Genomic DNA, 14,569 nt, shown 5'->3' with positions numbered 1-14,569 from the left:
ATAATTAATCAGTCAGCACTGGGTCACGGCTGATTCTTTGGGGGCTCGCCGGTTTCATGACTATGCTGAAGGGTAACTTCAGCCGGCGATGAACGCCCTCCTCTCGCGCTGCCGCTTTCGGCAGCCAGGAAAGCGGATGCCTGTTCAGGCATCCCATGAAAAAGGAACTGAAAGATGAAATTACGCCACTCACTGTTACTGCTGTTACCACTCTGCACGCTGCCGGCGTTCGCTTCGGCCGCTGAGGGCGGCTGCGCCGCCAAAGCGCAAGACATCCAGCAGCAAATTGACTACGCCACCCAACACGGCAACACCCACCGCGTGGAAGGGCTGAAAAAAGCGCTGAGCGAAGTGCAGACTCACTGCACCGAAGCCGGCCTGCAGGCCGAACGCCAGAAAAACATCGCAGAGAAACAGCGCAAGGTCGAAGAACGCCGGCAGGAGCTGAAAGAAGCGCAGCAAACCGGCAAGCTGGACAAGGTCGCCAAGAAGCAGCAAAAGCTGGCCGAAGCGCAGGCTGAATTGAAACGCGCCCAGGCGGAATAATTTTTTTACACCAGCGGATTTATCGATGAGAGCCCCATCACACGGGATTTCTTAAGCATATGGAATTGATGTCTGGTGTTATCTGCTGGTCATCACCCCTTTGCTCCGGCGAAAAAATCCGCTATGTTAAAAGTCTGTCGAAATAAACGTTAAGGAATAATCACATGGCACATGATTCAAATGCAGAAAACTTACGCGCTGAACTGAAGTCCTTAGCCGATACGCTGGAGGAAGTGCTGAACTCCTCCACCGACAAGCCGAAAGCCGAGCTGGAGAAGCTGCGCTCGAAGGCGGAAGGCGCGCTGAAAGAGACTCGCGCTCGCCTGAGCGACGCCGGTGACAAGCTGGCTTCGCAAACCAAACAGATCGCCGGCCAGGCCGACGACTATGTGCGCGACAACCCGTGGACCGGCATCGGTATCGGCGCGGCGGTCGGCGTGGTGTTGGGCGTGCTGCTCGCGCGTCGTTAATCATGGCTGAACAACCGCAAGTGCGCGCGCAGGGCCCCGCCAAAGGGGTCCTAGATATCGGTCAGCGCATCATCACGATCCTGGTCGGCATGGTGGAAACCCGTGTCCGGCTGGCGGTCGTCGAGCTGGAAGAGGAGAAAGCTAACCTCATTCAGCTGCTGATCATGGCCGGTATGACGCTGCTGTTCACCGCCTTCGGTTTGATGAGCCTGCTGATCCTGATCTTCTGGGCCATCGATCCGGTCTACCGGCTGATGGCGCTGGGTGCCACCACTGGCGTGCTGCTGTTTCTGGCCGTGGTCGGCACCATCTGGACGCTGGTCAAGGCCCGTCGCACCACGCTGCTGGGCGCCACGCGCAAGCAGTTGGAACTCGACCGCGCCGAACTGGAGCGCGAGCCATGAGCCGCCGCCGCTACCTGGAATGGAAGAAAGAGAGGCTGATTCGCCAGATCCAGCAACAGCGTCTGGATCTGGCCGAACACAAGTCTTTGTGGCTGGAAAAAACCGAACGCATTGACCGCGGCTGGCAGACCGTTTTTGGCCTGCGCCGCTATCTGGTACTCGGTTCCAGCGTCATGGCGCTGTACGGCATCCGCCACCCCAGCAAGATGATCCGCTGGTCGCGTCGCGCTTTCGGTGCCTGGAGCGCTATCCGACTGTTTAAAAAGACCTTCTCCGCCAAGTAAGCCCCGCGTTTTTCCTTCAAACATCCTGTTGCTCTGCCCTCGTTTTTCCCTTAAAACAGCGCTGTTTATCCCGAGGGCTGGGCAACCTGCTGACAAGCGTCAGTTTATTAGCACGCTAAAGATTCAGATTTTTTGAAAAATTACGACAGTTTTACTTGCTAACAACCTGAGCACTTCCCGATTAACATTCACTCCATCAATACGATATGGGCCGGACAGGGTGAGAGACCCGATATACCGCCCGTTGATATGACTACCGCCGAACAGGCACACAAAAACACTTTGGAGTAGATGATGAAAAAATTAGAAGATACAGGTTTGCTGGTTGCTCGTATCCTGATGCCAATCCTGTTTATCGTGGCAGGCTACGGCAAAATGGGTGACGCTTATGCCGGAACCCAACAGTACATGCAATCGATGGGCGTGCCTGGCTTCTTGCTGCCGCTGACCATTCTGCTGGAGTTTGGCGGCGGTCTGGCGATCCTGTTCGGCTTCCTGACCCGCACCGTGGCGCTGTTCACTGCCGGTTTCACCATCCTGACCGCGCTGCTGTTCCACACTGACTTTGCGGAAGGCGTAAACCAGCTGATGTTCATGAAAAATCTGACCATCGCCGGCGGCTTCATCGTGTTGGCAGTCGCAGGCCCGGGCGGCTTCAGCATCGACCGTCTTCTGAACAAGAAATGGTAATCTAAACTGTCATTCAGGGCCCGGCATGCCGGGCCCTGTCGTTTTTCACTCGGACACCAAGGAGATTCCCATGGGACAACTCGTCGATGGCGTTTGGCAAGACATCTGGTATGACACGAAATCTACCGGCGGCCGTTTCAAACGTTCAACCGCTCAGTTTCGCAATTGGGTGACCGCCGACGGTCAGCCCGGCGAACACGGAGCGGGCGGCTTCCAGGCCGAAGCGGGCCGTTATCACCTGTATGTTTCTCTCGCCTGCCCCTGGGCGCACCGCACGCTGCTGATGCGCAAATTGAAAGGGCTGGAGCAGATTATTCCGGTCTCGGTGGTGCACCCGCTGATGCTGGAAAACGGCTGGACCTTCGGCCAGGATTTTCCTGAAACCACCGGCGATCCGCTGTATCACGCCGACTTCCTGTACCAGATCTACCTGCGGGCCGATCCGCACTACAGCGGGCGCGTGACCGTGCCGGTGCTGTGGGATAAACAGCGGCAAACCATCGTCAGCAACGAATCCGCCGACATCATCCGCATGTTCAACAGCGCGTTTGACGGCGTCGGCGCTCGGGCTGGGGACTACTACCCGACCGATCTGCGCGGTAAGATCGATGAGCTGAACGGCTGGATTTACGATCAAGTGAACAACGGCGTGTACAAGGCCGGTTTCGCCACCAGCCAGGAAGCCTATGACGAAGCGGTCAACGGGGTATTCAACGCGCTGGAGCGCCTTGAGCAGATCCTGGGGCAACATCGCTACCTGACCGGCGATCGGCTGACCGAAGCCGACCTGCGTCTGTGGACCACGCTGGTGCGTTTCGATCCGGTGTACGTCACCCACTTCAAGTGCGACAAACACCGCATCAGCGACTATCTGAACCTGTACGGTTTCCTGCGCGACATCTACCAGATGCCGGGCATCGCCGAAACGGTCAGCCTGCCGCACATTCGCAACCACTACTACCGCAGCCACGCCACCATCAACCCGCACGGCATCATTTCCATCGGGCCGGCGCAGGATCTGGACGAGCCGCACGGCCGCGACCAGCGCTTCGGCTAAGGCAAAAAAAATCCCCTTGCCGCCCGGCAAGGGGATGTCATCCAACCGACGTTAGCGCTGCGCGAACAGGCGCGGAATTTCGCGCAGGAACCAGGCTTTCGCCTCCCCCATGCTGTCGCGCCGCCAGGCCATGATGATATCGGCTTCGCGGCTGTATTCCGGCCCCACCACGCGCAGCCGCCCGGCCTCGATATCTTTCTCCACCATCGGATACGGCATGGTCGCCACCCCCAACCCGGCCAGCAGCGCCAGGCGTTTGTCTTCAATGGTGCTCACCGTCAGGCGCTGTTGCTTGTCCAGCAGCTGTACGGTCAACACCGGGCGCTCGCGGGCGGTATCCGCCACCGCAATGCCGCGGTACTTCACGCGGGTCACCTCGGACAGCGGCTCCGGCTCCTGGTGGATAGGATGATCCGGCGCGGCGACATAAACGCTCATGACCTTGTACAGTTTGCGGGTGTTGATCTCCGACGACGCGCGAAAATGCATGTCCGGCGCGATCACAATGTCGGCGCGCCCCTGTTCCAGCCGCTCCCAGGCGCCCGCCAGCACTTCGGTGAAAATCGACACCTGGGTGTTGGCCTTCAGCGCCAGTTTGTCCACCAGCGGGAACAGCAGGCTCGGCGGCGACAGCGCTTCGCTGACGATGGTCAGGTGGGTTTCCCAACCGCGCGCCAGCGCCTCGGCGTCGGTGGTCAGCTTATCGGCCGCCTCCAGCAGCACCCGCCCGCGCTCCAGCAACATGCGCCCGACGTTGGTGAACTTGGTGCGGTGGCCCGAACGGTCGAACAGCACCACGTCCAATTCTTCTTCCAATTTTTGCATGGTGTAGCTGAGCGCCGACGGCACCCGCCCCAATTCGTCGGCGGCCGCGGCGAAACTGCCACGCCGGTCGATCGCGTCCATCACTCTCAGCGCCTCAAGCGTGAGCGCCCGATCTCTGGCCATCACATCCCTCTGTCAGGAAATTTGAATATGCCGACCAGATTAACTGGCTAACAATCCGACGTCCAGATGCTTACCATTTGGATAATGAATTTAGAGAGCCGATTGCCATGATTACATGCAGAACAGCACAACAATGCGGGCAAGCTGACTTTGGTTGGCTGCAGGCTCGCTACACCTTTTCCTTTGGTCACTACTTCGATCCCAAACTGATGGGCTACGCGTCGCTGCGGGTACTGAATCAGGAGGTGCTGGCACCGGGCGCGTCGTTCCAGCCGCGCACCTATCCCAGCGTGGATATCCTGAACCTGATCCTGCAGGGCGAGGCGGAATACCGCGACAGCGACGGCAACACCGCGCGCGCCAAAGCCGGCGAAGCGCTGCTGTTGGCCACCCAACCGGGCCTGAGTTACAGCGAACAGAACGTCAGCAGCGATACGCCGCTGACCCGCCTGCAGCTGTGGCTGGACGCCTGCCCGGAACGCAACAACGAGCGAGTGCAGCGCCTGGCGCTGCCGGCGGCAGGCAACCTGCTGCTGGCCTCGCCGGACGGCGCGCAGGGCAGCCTGCAGCTGCGCCAGCAGGTTTGGATCCACCATCTCGATCTGCAGCCGGGCGAAGAACAAACGCTGACGATTAACGGGCCGCGCGCCTATTTGCAGTCGATTCACGGCACCATCGCCGCTACCGGCGAGCGCCACGAAGCGCAACGCCTGACCTGCGGCGACGGCGCCTTCGTGCGTGAGGAAAACCGCCTGACGATCCGCGCCGAGACGCCGCTGCGCGCGCTGCTGATTGACCTGCCGGTGTAAGCCGGCCGAAAAACGAAAAACCCCGCGCAACAGGCGTTGCGCGGGGTTTTCTTTTGTCGAGGGAGTTGACCGGTAAGCCGGGTTCTGTCGTGGACAGTCATTCCTCTAGGCCAGCAATCGCTCACTGGCTCAAGCAGCCTACCCGGGTTCAGTACGGGCCGTACCATGTGAACCCCTATTTGGCCTTGCTCCGGGTGGAGTTTACCGTGCCACGAACTGTTGCCAGCCGCGCGGTGCGCTCTTACCGCACCCTTTCACCCTTACCTGATCCCGCTTGCGCGGGCCATCGGCGGTTTGCTCTCTGTTGCACTAGTCGTAGGCTTGCGCCTCCCAGGCGTTACCTGGCACCCTGCCCTATGGAGCCCGGACTTTCCTCCCCTCCATCTGTCTCCCCGAAGAGGACGGCAATGAAGCGGCGACTGTCTGGTCAACTCCGGCGCGGATAGTAGCGTCGCGGCGGCGGCAGGTCAACCGCTTTACGGCTGTTGTTGCTCCAGCGCGTGCTTATACAGCGCATTTTTCTTCACGCCGTGGATTTCCGCCGCCAGCGCCGCCGCCTTTTTCAACGGCAGCTCTTTTTGCAGCAGCGCCAGCGTGCGCAGCGCCTCAAGCGGCAGCGCATCCTCCTGCGCCTTGTGGCCTTCGACGATCAGCACCATCTCACCGCGGCGGCGCACTTCATCTTCCTGCACCCACGCCAGCAGCTCGCCCACCGGCGCGCCGTGGATGGATTCCCAGGTTTTGGTCAGCTCGCGCGCCAGCACCACATAGCGCTGCGGGCCCCAGACGGTGACCATGTCCTGCAGGCTTTCCAGCAGGCGGTGGGTGGATTCGTAGAAAATCAGCGTGCGCGGTTCCTCCGCCAGCGCCATCAGCGTATCCTTGCGCCCCTTGGTTTTCGCCGGCAGGAAACCTTCGTAGCAGAAACGGTCGGAGGCGACGCCCGCGGCGCACAGCGCGGTGGTGGCGGCGCAGGCGCCCGGCAGCGGCACCACGCGAATGCCGGCCTCGCGGCAGCGGCGCACCAGGTGATAACCGGGATCGTTAATCAGCGGCGTGCCGGCGTCGGACACCAGCGCGATGCTCTGGCCTTCCTGCAGTTTCGCCAGCAGCTGATCGGCCTTTTGCTGTTCGTTGTGGTCGTGCAGCGCGAACAGACGCGCGTTGATCGCGAAGTGTTGCAGCAGCAATCCGGTATGGCGCGTGTCTTCCGCCGCGATCAGATCAACGCTTTTCAGTACCTCTAACGCGCGGTGGGTGATATCGCCCAGATTGCCGATGGGGGTGGGCACCACATACAGCGTTGATGCAGAAATGACTGATTGTTGGTGTTGATTCATTGTTTCATCCGGGTTGCCGATTTAATATTGAGCATCTTGAAAAAAACATCACTGGATACAGTATGCTTTCCTCAACATTCGTTCGTACCAAAGCAGGGCGTTCCAAGCCTGTCCGACTGACCGCAGTCATCGCCGCCGCCCTTTTCCTGGCGGGCTGTCCAAGTCGGGCCCCGCAAACGCCGCCCGCCAATATACAGGACGAAGCGAGCGCCAGCTCCGATTACTACCTGCAGCAGTTGCAGCAAAGCAGCGATGATAACAAGGCTGACTGGCAATTACTTGCTATTCGCGCCTTGCTGCGTGAAGGAAAACTGCCGCAGGCCGGCGACCAGTTGAACCAGCTGCCGAAAAACCTTAGCGGTGCGCAGCAGACTGAACGCCAGTTGCTGACCGCCGAACTGCAGATCGCCAACAAGAGCTACGTCAGCGCCCGCAGCACGCTGGGCCATCTGGACAGCGGTGCGCTGTCGCCGAATCAGAAGGTGCGCTACTACCAGGCGCAGATCGCCGCCAATCAGGGCAAAGCGTCGCTGCCATTGATCCGCGCCTATATCGCCCAGGAGCCGCTGCTGACCGGCAAGGCGCACCAGGACAATCTGGATCAAACCTGGCAGGCCCTGCTGCAGCTGACGCCGCAGGAGATGAACAGCCTGGTGATCAACGCCGACGAGAACGTGCTGCAAGGCTGGCTGGACCTGCTGCGCGTCTATCAGGACAACAAGCAGGATCCCGATCTGCTGAAGGCCGGCATCAAAGACTGGCAGAACCGTTATCCGAAGAACCCGGCGGCCAAAACGCTGCCGGCTCGCCTGAATCAGGTGCTGAACTTCACCCAGGCCTCCACCTCGAAAATCGCCCTGCTGCTGCCGTTGAACGGCCAGGCGAAAGTGTTCGCCGACGCCATCCAGCAAGGCTTCGAAGCGGCGAAAAACGGCGGTTCCATGCCGGCGCCGCAACCTCAAGCCGCGCAACCGGCCAGCACGCCGGCCCAAACGGCGCCGGCCGATCAGGCCGCTACGGGTGACATCAACGCCAACGGCGCTGTCAGCCCTTCGGCGCAAGAGAGCCAGCCTGCCGTCACCGCCGCGCAACCCGCTGCGCCGTCCAGCGCGCCGATAACGCCGCTGCAGGCCGCCAACGCGCAGGTCAAAGTGTACGACACCACCAGCCAGCCGCTCGCCGCCTTGCTGAGCCAGGCGCAGCAGGATGGCGCCACCCTGGTGGTCGGCCCACTGCTGAAAGAGAACGTCGATCAGTTGTCCGCCAGCACCACCACGCTGAACGTGCTGGCGCTCAACCAGCCCGAAACGCCGAAGGACAACCTGAACATCTGTTACTTCGCCCTGTCGCCGGAAGATGAAGCCCGCGACGCCGCCCGCCACATCTGGGAACAGCAGAAGCGTCAACCGCTGCTGCTGGTGCCGCGCGGCGCCTTCGGGGATCGCGTCGCCAGGGCCTTTAACCAGGAATGGCAGAAGCAAGGCGGGCAAACCGTGCTGCGCCAGGACATCGGCTCCGCCGGCGAGCTGCGCCAAATGGTGAACAGCGGCGGCATCCGCATGACCGGTACGCCGATGTCGAGCGCCCCGGCGCCGCAGAGCGTCACCATCGCCGGGCTGACCATTCCTGCGCCGCCGAGCGACGTGCCCGCCGCCACCGGCGGCAGCGTCGACGCGGTGTACATCGTCGCCACGCAGTCTCAGCTGACGCTGATCAAACCGATGATCGACATGGCTACCAGCTCGCGCGGCAAGCCGGCGATGTACGCCAGCTCGCGCAGCTACCAGGCCGGCGCCGGCCCGGACTTCCGTCTGGAAATGGAAGGCCTGCAGTTCAGCGATATTCCGCTGCTGGCCGGCTCTAACCCTCAGCTGCTGCAGCAGGCCAGCGCGCGTTTCCGCAACGACTACTCGCTGGTGCGCCTGTATGCGATGGGGATGGATGCCTGGACATTGGCCAACCACTTTGCTGAAATGCGCCAGCTGCCGGGCTTCCAGGTTTCCGGCACCACCGGTACGCTGAGCGCGTCGCCGAACTGCGTGATCAACCGTAAGCTGCCTTGGCTGCAATACCGTCAGGGTACGGTCGTTCCAGTCTCTTGAACCCACGCACCTCAGGGGCGGGCTATGAGTTACTGGCCCGCCGTCACCTGGAACACGCCGGGCTCACCTTCTGCGCCGCCAACGTCGCGGTGCGCGGCGGTGAGCTCGACCTCATCATGCGCGACGGCACCACCTGGGTGTTCGTCGAAGTGCGCTACCGCCGCAACGACGCCTTCGGCGGCGCGGCCGCCAGCGTCACCTTTCGCAAACAACAGCGGTTGCTGCACGCCGCCGCCGTCTGGCTGGCGGGGCGCGGAGCCAGTTTTGACACATCATCTTGCCGTTTTGATGTTTTGGCCATTACCGGTAGCCAGTTAGAATGGATACCCAACGCCTTCAATACGGATTAATCGGGGTTTTGCGGCGCAGACCGGCCCTTTGACTTAGTGGATTAATACAACGTGCTGGATAGAATTAAAGTCTGTTTCACCGAAAGCATCCAAACCCAGATCGCGGCGGCGGAAGCACTGCCGGACGCCATTTCCCGCGCTGCGATGACGCTGGTTCAATCCTTACTCAACGGCAACAAAATCCTGTGCTGCGGCAACGGCACCTCGGCCGCCAACGCGCAGCACTTCGCCGCCAGCATGATCAACCGTTTTGAAACCGAGCGCCCCAGCCTGCCGGCCATTGCTCTCAACGCCGACAACGTGGTGCTGACGGCAATCAGCAACGATCGGCTGCACGACGAAGTGTACGCCAAGCAGGTGCGTGCGCTCGGGCACACCGGCGACGTGCTGCTGGCGATTTCCACCCGCGGCAACAGCCGTGATATTGTGAAGGCGGTCGAGGCGGCCGTGACGCGCGATATGACCATCGTCGCGCTTACCGGCTACGACGGCGGCGAGCTGGCCGGGCTGCTCGGCCAGCAGGATGTCGAAATCCGCATCCCGTCGCACCGCAGCTCGCGCATTCAGGAAATGCATATGTTGACCGTAAACTGCCTGTGCGACCTGATAGACAATACGTTATTCCCCCACCAGGACGATTAAGGAACTGAGATGAAGCTAAAAGCCACATTTGCAGTGCTGTCCAGCGCCCTGCTGTTGCAAGGCTGTATCGCCGGCGTCGTCGTCGGCAGTGCGGCCGTCGCCACCAAAACCGCCACCGACCCGCGCAGCGTAGGGACCCAGGTGGATGACGGCACGCTGGAAGCCAGGGTCGAAAGCGCCCTGAGCAAAGACCAGCAGTTGAAGAAAGATGCCCGGGTGGTCGCCACCGCCTATCAGGGCAAGGTGCTGTTGACCGGCCAGTCGCCTAACGCCGATCTTACCGCGCGCGCCAAGCAGATCGCCATGGGCGTGGAAGGCACGACCGAAGTGTATAACGAAATCCGTCAGGGCACGCCGGTCAGCCTGAGCACCGCGTCCTCCGACACCTGGATCACCACCAAGGTGCGTTCGCAGCTGCTCACCAGCGATACGGTGAAATCGTCCAACGTGAAGGTCACCACCGAAAACGGCGAAGTGTTCTTGCTGGGCCTGGTCACGCAGCAGGAAGGGCAGTCGGCGGCGCAGATCGCCAGCCAGGTCAGCGGCGTGAAGCACGTCACGACCGCCTTTACCTACGTAAAATAATCCGCCTGGCGGGAGCGGCACCGTGCCGTTCCCGCCCGTTTAATCCAGCTTGTTCTCGCGTAAAAACGCTTCCCCGCCCAGTTGCCGCATCTGCCGCATGATCCACTGTTGACGCTGCACCACATAGCCGGACGGCGCATCGGCCCTGAAGCGATGCGGATTCGGCAATACCGCCGCCAGCAGCGCCGCTTCGGCCGCGCTCAGGCGCTTGGCCGGCTTATGGAAAAAGCGCTGTGAAGCCTCTTCCACGCCGAACACCCCATCGCCGAACTCGACGATGTTCAGGTACACCGTCAGAATGCGCCGCTTGGTCCACACCAATTCGATGCCGGACGTCAGCCCGGCCTCCAACCCTTTGCGCAGCCAGCTGCGGCCATCCCACAAAAACAGGTTCTTGGCGGTTTGCTGCGACAGCGTGGACGCGCCACGGATGCGCGTCGGGCGCTTCTCGTTGTGGCTGAGCGCCTTTTCAATGGCCGCCACGTCGAAGCCCCAATGGTCTGGAAACTTCTGATCTTCCGCCGCCATCACCGCCAGCGCCATTTGCGGCGAGATGTCGTCCATCGACACCCAGTCCGAATGGGCGACATAGCCGAAGTCGCCGCTCAGCCAGGCGCTGACCTGCCGTTCCACCATCACGGCGGAAAACGGCACCGGCAGGAAGGCGAAGAGCACAATGCCCAACACCCACAGGCCGATAATCGCGATGACGCCGCGCTTCAGCCAATACCACGGGCGCAGCCGCCGCCATCCGACGAGCGATTTTCTCATTCAGCCAGTTCCAGCACCCGCGCCACCAGCTTATCGATGCCCAGGGCCGCCTGCGCGATAGACGGCGCCAGCATATAGGCCGGCGTGGTCACGATCTTATGTTCGCTGTCCACCACGATGTCGTCCACCGGGCAAATCACCGGTTCGCCGCCCATGGCGTCAATCACTTCCCCCAGATCCGGATCGTTGCCAATGGTCAGCCGCGCTTGTTGATCCAGCAGTTTCGGCAACAGCGCCGGCGCGATGCACATCAGGCCAATTGGTTTGTTGGCCTTATGCATCTCGCGCGTCAGGCGCGCCAAATCTTCATCGACCCAACATTCCGCGCCGGCTTCGGCGAAATTGCTGAGGTTCTTGGCGGCGCCAAAGCCGCCGGGCACGATCAGCGCATCCAGCTGCGCGGCCTCCGCCAGCGCCAGCGGCTGCACCGCACCGCGGGCAATGCGCGCCGATTCAATCAGAACATTGCGCGACTCCGCCATCTCCTCACCAGATAAGTGATTAATAACATGGCGTTGTGGTTTATCAGGCGCAAAGCACACCGCCTGGGCGCCGGCACGATCCAACGCCAGCAGCGTCAGCACCGCTTCATGGATCTCCGTACCGTCATAAACGCCGCTGCCGCTGAGGACTACACCCACCTTTTTCATCACTCTTACTCCTGTCGCTGCTGTCAACTGGTTCGTGCTCGGAGTTGACAAACACTAATCTACATCACACATTTTAATGAATCTTCTAACAAGAGCGCTTACATTTGCTATGTTGTTGGCTGTATGATGTTTAGGAATTCGCAACAACCTGCTCGACCAGAACACTGAAACCAATACGCAGGTTCACAATTTCCCTGGTGTTGGCGCAATATTCGCGCACCCCGGCTTAGGTCGGGGTCATTTTTTTTCAGCGTTCTCAACCCAAGCCCGCAGTACCTGCACGTCGTTGCGCCACTCTTGTTTCAGCTCATCCACCCAATCCTGCACGTTATCCCACCAGGCCGGCAGCGTCGGCGTTTGAATCTGCTGCGCCAGCTGCTGCAGATGGCGCAGACCGACCGAACCGGCGGCGCCCTTGATCTTATGCCCTTCCTCAGTGATACCTTTCTGATCGCGCGCCGTCATGTTGGAGTCCAGCACCGCCAGATAGCCCGGCATCATCTGTTCGAACATCTCCAGACTTTGGTGGATCAGCTGCGGGCCAACCAGATCCATGTACTGTTCCAGCATCGCGGTATCGAGTAACGACTCATTAATCTGCATCGCCTTGTGCTCCGTTTTCTTTGAAGTGTGAGAAGGTTGATGATCCCAATAGTGTTTGATGACCTTGGTCAGCGCCGGCACCGACAGCGGCTTGCTCAGCACATCGTCCATGCCCGCCTCGAGATACTCTTTTTTGTCTTTCAGCACGTTGGCGGTCAGGGCCACCAACGGCGGCAGCGCCTGCCCGGCATAGCGCTCGCGCAGCGCCCGGGCGATGTCCAGCCCGGTCATGTCCGGCAGTTGGATGTCCAGCAGCACCAGATCGAACTCGTCCGGCTCGAACATCGCCAGCGCGTCGTGGCCGTTCATTGCCACGTCGACGCTGTTGCCCAGCTTCTCCAGCACCGAGCGCGCCACGATCACGTTCAGTTCGATATCTTCCACCAGCAGGATGTGCAGCGCCGGCAACGGCAGCGCCTCTTCCTCCGGCGCCGCGCTGACGGCCTCCTGCACCGCCGGCGCCTTGATGGTTAAGGTAAAGCAAGAACCGTGCCCTTGTTCGCTGCGCACGGTGATGTCGCCGCCCATGCTCTGCGCCAGCCGTTTGGAGACCGCCAGCCCGATGCCGGTGCCGGTGGCCGGGCGGCCGCCGCGCTGATCTTTCACCTGGTAATACATGGCGAAGATTTTGTCCTGCTCGTCCTGCGGGATGCCCATGCCCGAATCTTCCACCTCGAACACCAGTTTCTCCTGCGCCTCGCGCCGTACGCGCACCACAATTTGCCCCTGCTGGGTAAATTTCACCGCGTTGCCGATCAGATTCCACAAGATCTGCCGCAGGCGGGTGCCGTCGGTCACGATCTGCTGCGGCAGCGGCGTCTGCGGCTCCATGACGAACTGCAGCCCTTTCGGCTGCGCCAGCAGGCCCGAGAGGTTCTCCAAATCCGCCAGGAAACCGGTGAAGTCCACCGGCTGGTTGTCGAGCTGCACCTTGCGCCGCTCGAGCTTGTCCATTTCGATAATGTCGTTGAAGATATTGCCGAGGGTGATGGCGCTGACGTGGATGGTCTTCAGGTATTTCAGCTGCTCGTCGTTCAGCTCGGTATCGAGCAGAATGCGGCTCAGGCCGACGATGCCGTTAAGCGGCGTACGCAGCTCGTGGCTGATGGTGGAGATAAAGGTAGTCTTCTCCCTGCTGGCGTTCTCCAGCGCGTCCTGGTAGCGCTTACGCTCGGTAATATCGCGGCCGAAGCCCATCAGCCCGTGGCGTTTGCCCACCCGGTCGTAAAACGGCACCTTGCGCAGCTCGAAACAGGCCTTGCGGCCGTCGGGATACACCAGCCACTGTTCGTAGGTCAGCGAAACGTTGTGGCGGAACACTTTCTCGTCGGTCTCAATCACCTTTTCAGCGATCTCCTGGCCGTAGACGTCGAACGGCGTCAGGCCGATCAATTGCTTCTCGCTCTTGCCGGTCAGCAGCTCCATCGCGCGGTTGCAGCCGGAAAATTCTTTGTCTTCGTTGCGGTAGTAGACCAGATCCGGCGAGGCATCGAGGAAGGAACGCAACAGCGCCGATTGCTGGCCCAGCTCAATCTGCGCCTGCTCGCGCTGTTCCATCTCTTCCGTCAGCTTTTCCATCACCTGCAGGCGCTCTTCTTCCGCCTTGATACGGTCGGCGATCTCCTGATTCAGCTGGCTGATATTGTCTTTGAGCTGCTGATTGAGCTCCAGATCGCGGTGGCGCATCTCTTCCAGCTTGTCCACCAGCCGCGCCAGCCGTTGGCGCGACTCTTCCAACTGTTCCACCACCACCGAGAGAAAATAGACCGCCCACGGGGTGATCAACAGGCCGAAGAAGATCGAACGCACCACGTCGATGCTTTCCACTTCGCCGCGCAGCAGCATGGTCACCGCCATCTGCACCACCATCGCCAGCACCACCAGCGCCGAGGCCAGCAGCAGCGAGAAGCGCACCAACCCCAGTTTCACCATTAAATCAACGTAGTACTGGGCCAACACCCGGATTTGCTTCATAGCGGCTCCCATCAGACACAATCTTTTGAATCATACCGTAAATTTTTCCGTCGTGTCTGAGAGTCAAGTCCTGCTAACGGAAAATAGCGGCGTCTGGCATGCGACGGGCAGCTCATTGCCGCCGGCACCGTGAACAAACACGTTGATCATCCCGCTCATACTTAGGGATTAATCAATTGTAACTAAAAGATTTTTTATGTGATTCACCCCACACCCAGGCCGCTTGAGAATGCCATTTTATTAATATATTAATGATGCACCGTGCATGACGCTTGCTTTAGCAGACACGGATAGCGAAGCCCTGTGGCTTGAAGTAAGGGAAAGGATTTTATCCCGCGGTTTAC

At 60.5% G+C, this 14,569-nt stretch carries 16 protein-coding genes and 1 other RNA gene; 11 read left to right on the top strand and 6 right to left on the bottom strand.

All coding sequences use genetic code 11. From position 1 onward, the window contains the following. The first annotated feature begins 174 nt into the window (after window positions 1–174). The 6 genes from ACJ8IJ_RS12615 to ACJ8IJ_RS12590 all read left to right on the top strand — a co-directional run bounded on the left by ACJ8IJ_RS12615 (window position 175) and on the right by ACJ8IJ_RS12590 (window position 3,451). Window positions 175–546 carry a DUF1090 domain-containing protein gene (locus ACJ8IJ_RS12615; RefSeq protein WP_004937128.1) on the top strand — a complete coding sequence of 124 codons (372 nt, stop codon included), beginning with the start codon at window positions 175–177 and terminating at the stop codon, window positions 544–546. A gap of 164 nt (window positions 547–710) precedes the next feature. Continuing rightward, window positions 711–1,016 (top strand): DUF883 family protein, encoded by a 306-nt coding sequence (locus ACJ8IJ_RS12610; protein ID WP_004937125.1) that lies wholly within the window; start codon window positions 711–713, stop codon window positions 1,014–1,016. A gap of 2 nt (window positions 1,017–1,018) precedes the next feature. After that, on the top strand, window positions 1,019–1,420 hold the full coding sequence (locus tag ACJ8IJ_RS12605; RefSeq protein ID WP_033636106.1) for a phage holin family protein: 402 nt from the start codon (window positions 1,019–1,021) through the stop codon (window positions 1,418–1,420). Further along, entirely contained in the window at window positions 1,417–1,704 is a 288-nt protein-coding gene (locus ACJ8IJ_RS12600) for a YqjK-like family protein (protein WP_004937121.1), read from the top strand. The genes ACJ8IJ_RS12605 and ACJ8IJ_RS12600 overlap by 4 nt, the downstream gene beginning before the upstream one ends. Window positions 1,705–1,998: 294 nt before the next feature. After that, on the top strand, window positions 1,999–2,394 hold the full coding sequence (locus ACJ8IJ_RS12595; RefSeq protein WP_004937119.1) for a DoxX family protein: 396 nt from the start codon (window positions 1,999–2,001) through the stop codon (window positions 2,392–2,394). Between the two features lie 70 nt (window positions 2,395–2,464). After that, window positions 2,465–3,451 carry a glutathione S-transferase family protein gene (locus ACJ8IJ_RS12590; RefSeq protein ID WP_004937116.1) on the top strand — a complete coding sequence of 329 codons (987 nt, stop codon included), beginning with the start codon at window positions 2,465–2,467 and terminating at the stop codon, window positions 3,449–3,451. A gap of 51 nt (window positions 3,452–3,502) precedes the next feature. Here ACJ8IJ_RS12590 and ACJ8IJ_RS12585 read toward each other — a convergent pair whose 3' ends face one another. Continuing rightward, window positions 3,503–4,399, bottom strand: a complete 897-nt coding sequence (locus ACJ8IJ_RS12585) for a LysR family transcriptional regulator (protein ID WP_004937113.1) — start codon at window positions 4,397–4,399, stop codon at window positions 3,503–3,505. Between the two features lie 107 nt (window positions 4,400–4,506). On the opposite strand from ACJ8IJ_RS12585, the gene ACJ8IJ_RS12580 reads away from it, so the two are divergent. Further along, window positions 4,507–5,208, top strand: a complete 702-nt coding sequence (locus ACJ8IJ_RS12580) for a pirin family protein (RefSeq protein ID WP_004937111.1) — start codon at window positions 4,507–4,509, stop codon at window positions 5,206–5,208. Window positions 5,209–5,265: 57 nt separating this feature from the next. On the opposite strand, the gene rnpB is transcribed toward ACJ8IJ_RS12580, so the two are convergent. Both rnpB and rsmI read right to left on the bottom strand, forming a co-directional pair. Then, window positions 5,266–5,643, bottom strand: an RNA gene (rnpB, locus tag ACJ8IJ_RS12575) — RNase P RNA component class A. A gap of 41 nt (window positions 5,644–5,684) precedes the next feature. Continuing rightward, complete coding sequence (rsmI, locus tag ACJ8IJ_RS12570; protein ID WP_004937108.1) at window positions 5,685–6,548, bottom strand: 16S rRNA (cytidine(1402)-2'-O)-methyltransferase; 864 nt, start codon at window positions 6,546–6,548, stop codon at window positions 5,685–5,687. Window positions 6,549–6,610: 62 nt separating this feature from the next. Here rsmI and ACJ8IJ_RS12565 point away from each other — a divergent pair, with 62 nt between their 5' ends. Genes ACJ8IJ_RS12565 through dolP form a run of 4 tightly spaced genes read left to right on the top strand, consistent with a single transcriptional unit; the run spans window position 6,611 to window position 10,227 of the window. Continuing rightward, a complete protein-coding gene (locus tag ACJ8IJ_RS12565) occupies window positions 6,611–8,650 on the top strand; it encodes a penicillin-binding protein activator (RefSeq protein ID WP_015379163.1) in 2,040 nt (679 codons plus the stop codon). Beyond that, a complete protein-coding gene (locus ACJ8IJ_RS12560) occupies window positions 8,647–9,000 on the top strand; it encodes a YraN family protein (RefSeq protein ID WP_004937105.1) in 354 nt (117 codons plus the stop codon). The genes ACJ8IJ_RS12565 and ACJ8IJ_RS12560 overlap by 4 nt, the downstream gene beginning before the upstream one ends. Before the next feature lie 51 nt (window positions 9,001–9,051). Next, window positions 9,052–9,642: a DnaA initiator-associating protein DiaA gene (gene diaA / locus ACJ8IJ_RS12555; RefSeq protein ID WP_004937103.1), complete on the top strand. Its 591-nt coding sequence runs from the start codon at window positions 9,052–9,054 to the stop codon at window positions 9,640–9,642. 9 nt (window positions 9,643–9,651) lie between these two features. Further along, window positions 9,652–10,227 carry a division/outer membrane stress-associated lipid-binding lipoprotein gene (gene dolP / locus ACJ8IJ_RS12550; RefSeq protein WP_004937101.1) on the top strand — a complete coding sequence of 192 codons (576 nt, stop codon included), beginning with the start codon at window positions 9,652–9,654 and terminating at the stop codon, window positions 10,225–10,227. Window positions 10,228–10,266: 39 nt separating this feature from the next. Here the strand turns inward: dolP and mtgA are convergent, their stop codons facing one another. From mtgA to arcB, 3 genes are all read right to left on the bottom strand, one after another. After that, window positions 10,267–10,998: a monofunctional biosynthetic peptidoglycan transglycosylase gene (gene mtgA / locus ACJ8IJ_RS12545; protein ID WP_004937100.1), complete on the bottom strand. Its 732-nt coding sequence runs from the start codon at window positions 10,996–10,998 to the stop codon at window positions 10,267–10,269. Then, a complete protein-coding gene (gene elbB / locus ACJ8IJ_RS12540) occupies window positions 10,995–11,648 on the bottom strand; it encodes an isoprenoid biosynthesis glyoxalase ElbB (protein ID WP_131165433.1) in 654 nt (217 codons plus the stop codon). The genes mtgA and elbB overlap by 4 nt, the downstream gene beginning before the upstream one ends. A 237-nt stretch (window positions 11,649–11,885) precedes the next feature. After that, entirely contained in the window at window positions 11,886–14,225 is a 2,340-nt protein-coding gene (arcB, locus tag ACJ8IJ_RS12535; RefSeq protein ID WP_049189094.1) for an aerobic respiration two-component sensor histidine kinase ArcB, read from the bottom strand. Window positions 14,226–14,569: the final 344 nt, after the last annotated feature.

It is taken from the genome of Serratia sp. CY40230 (assembly GCF_052168835.1).
Classification (GTDB): domain Bacteria; phylum Pseudomonadota; class Gammaproteobacteria; order Enterobacterales; family Enterobacteriaceae; genus Serratia; species Serratia nematodiphila.
Note: the sequence above shows the minus strand (reverse complement) of the source record. Positions and strands in the feature narration are given on the sequence as shown.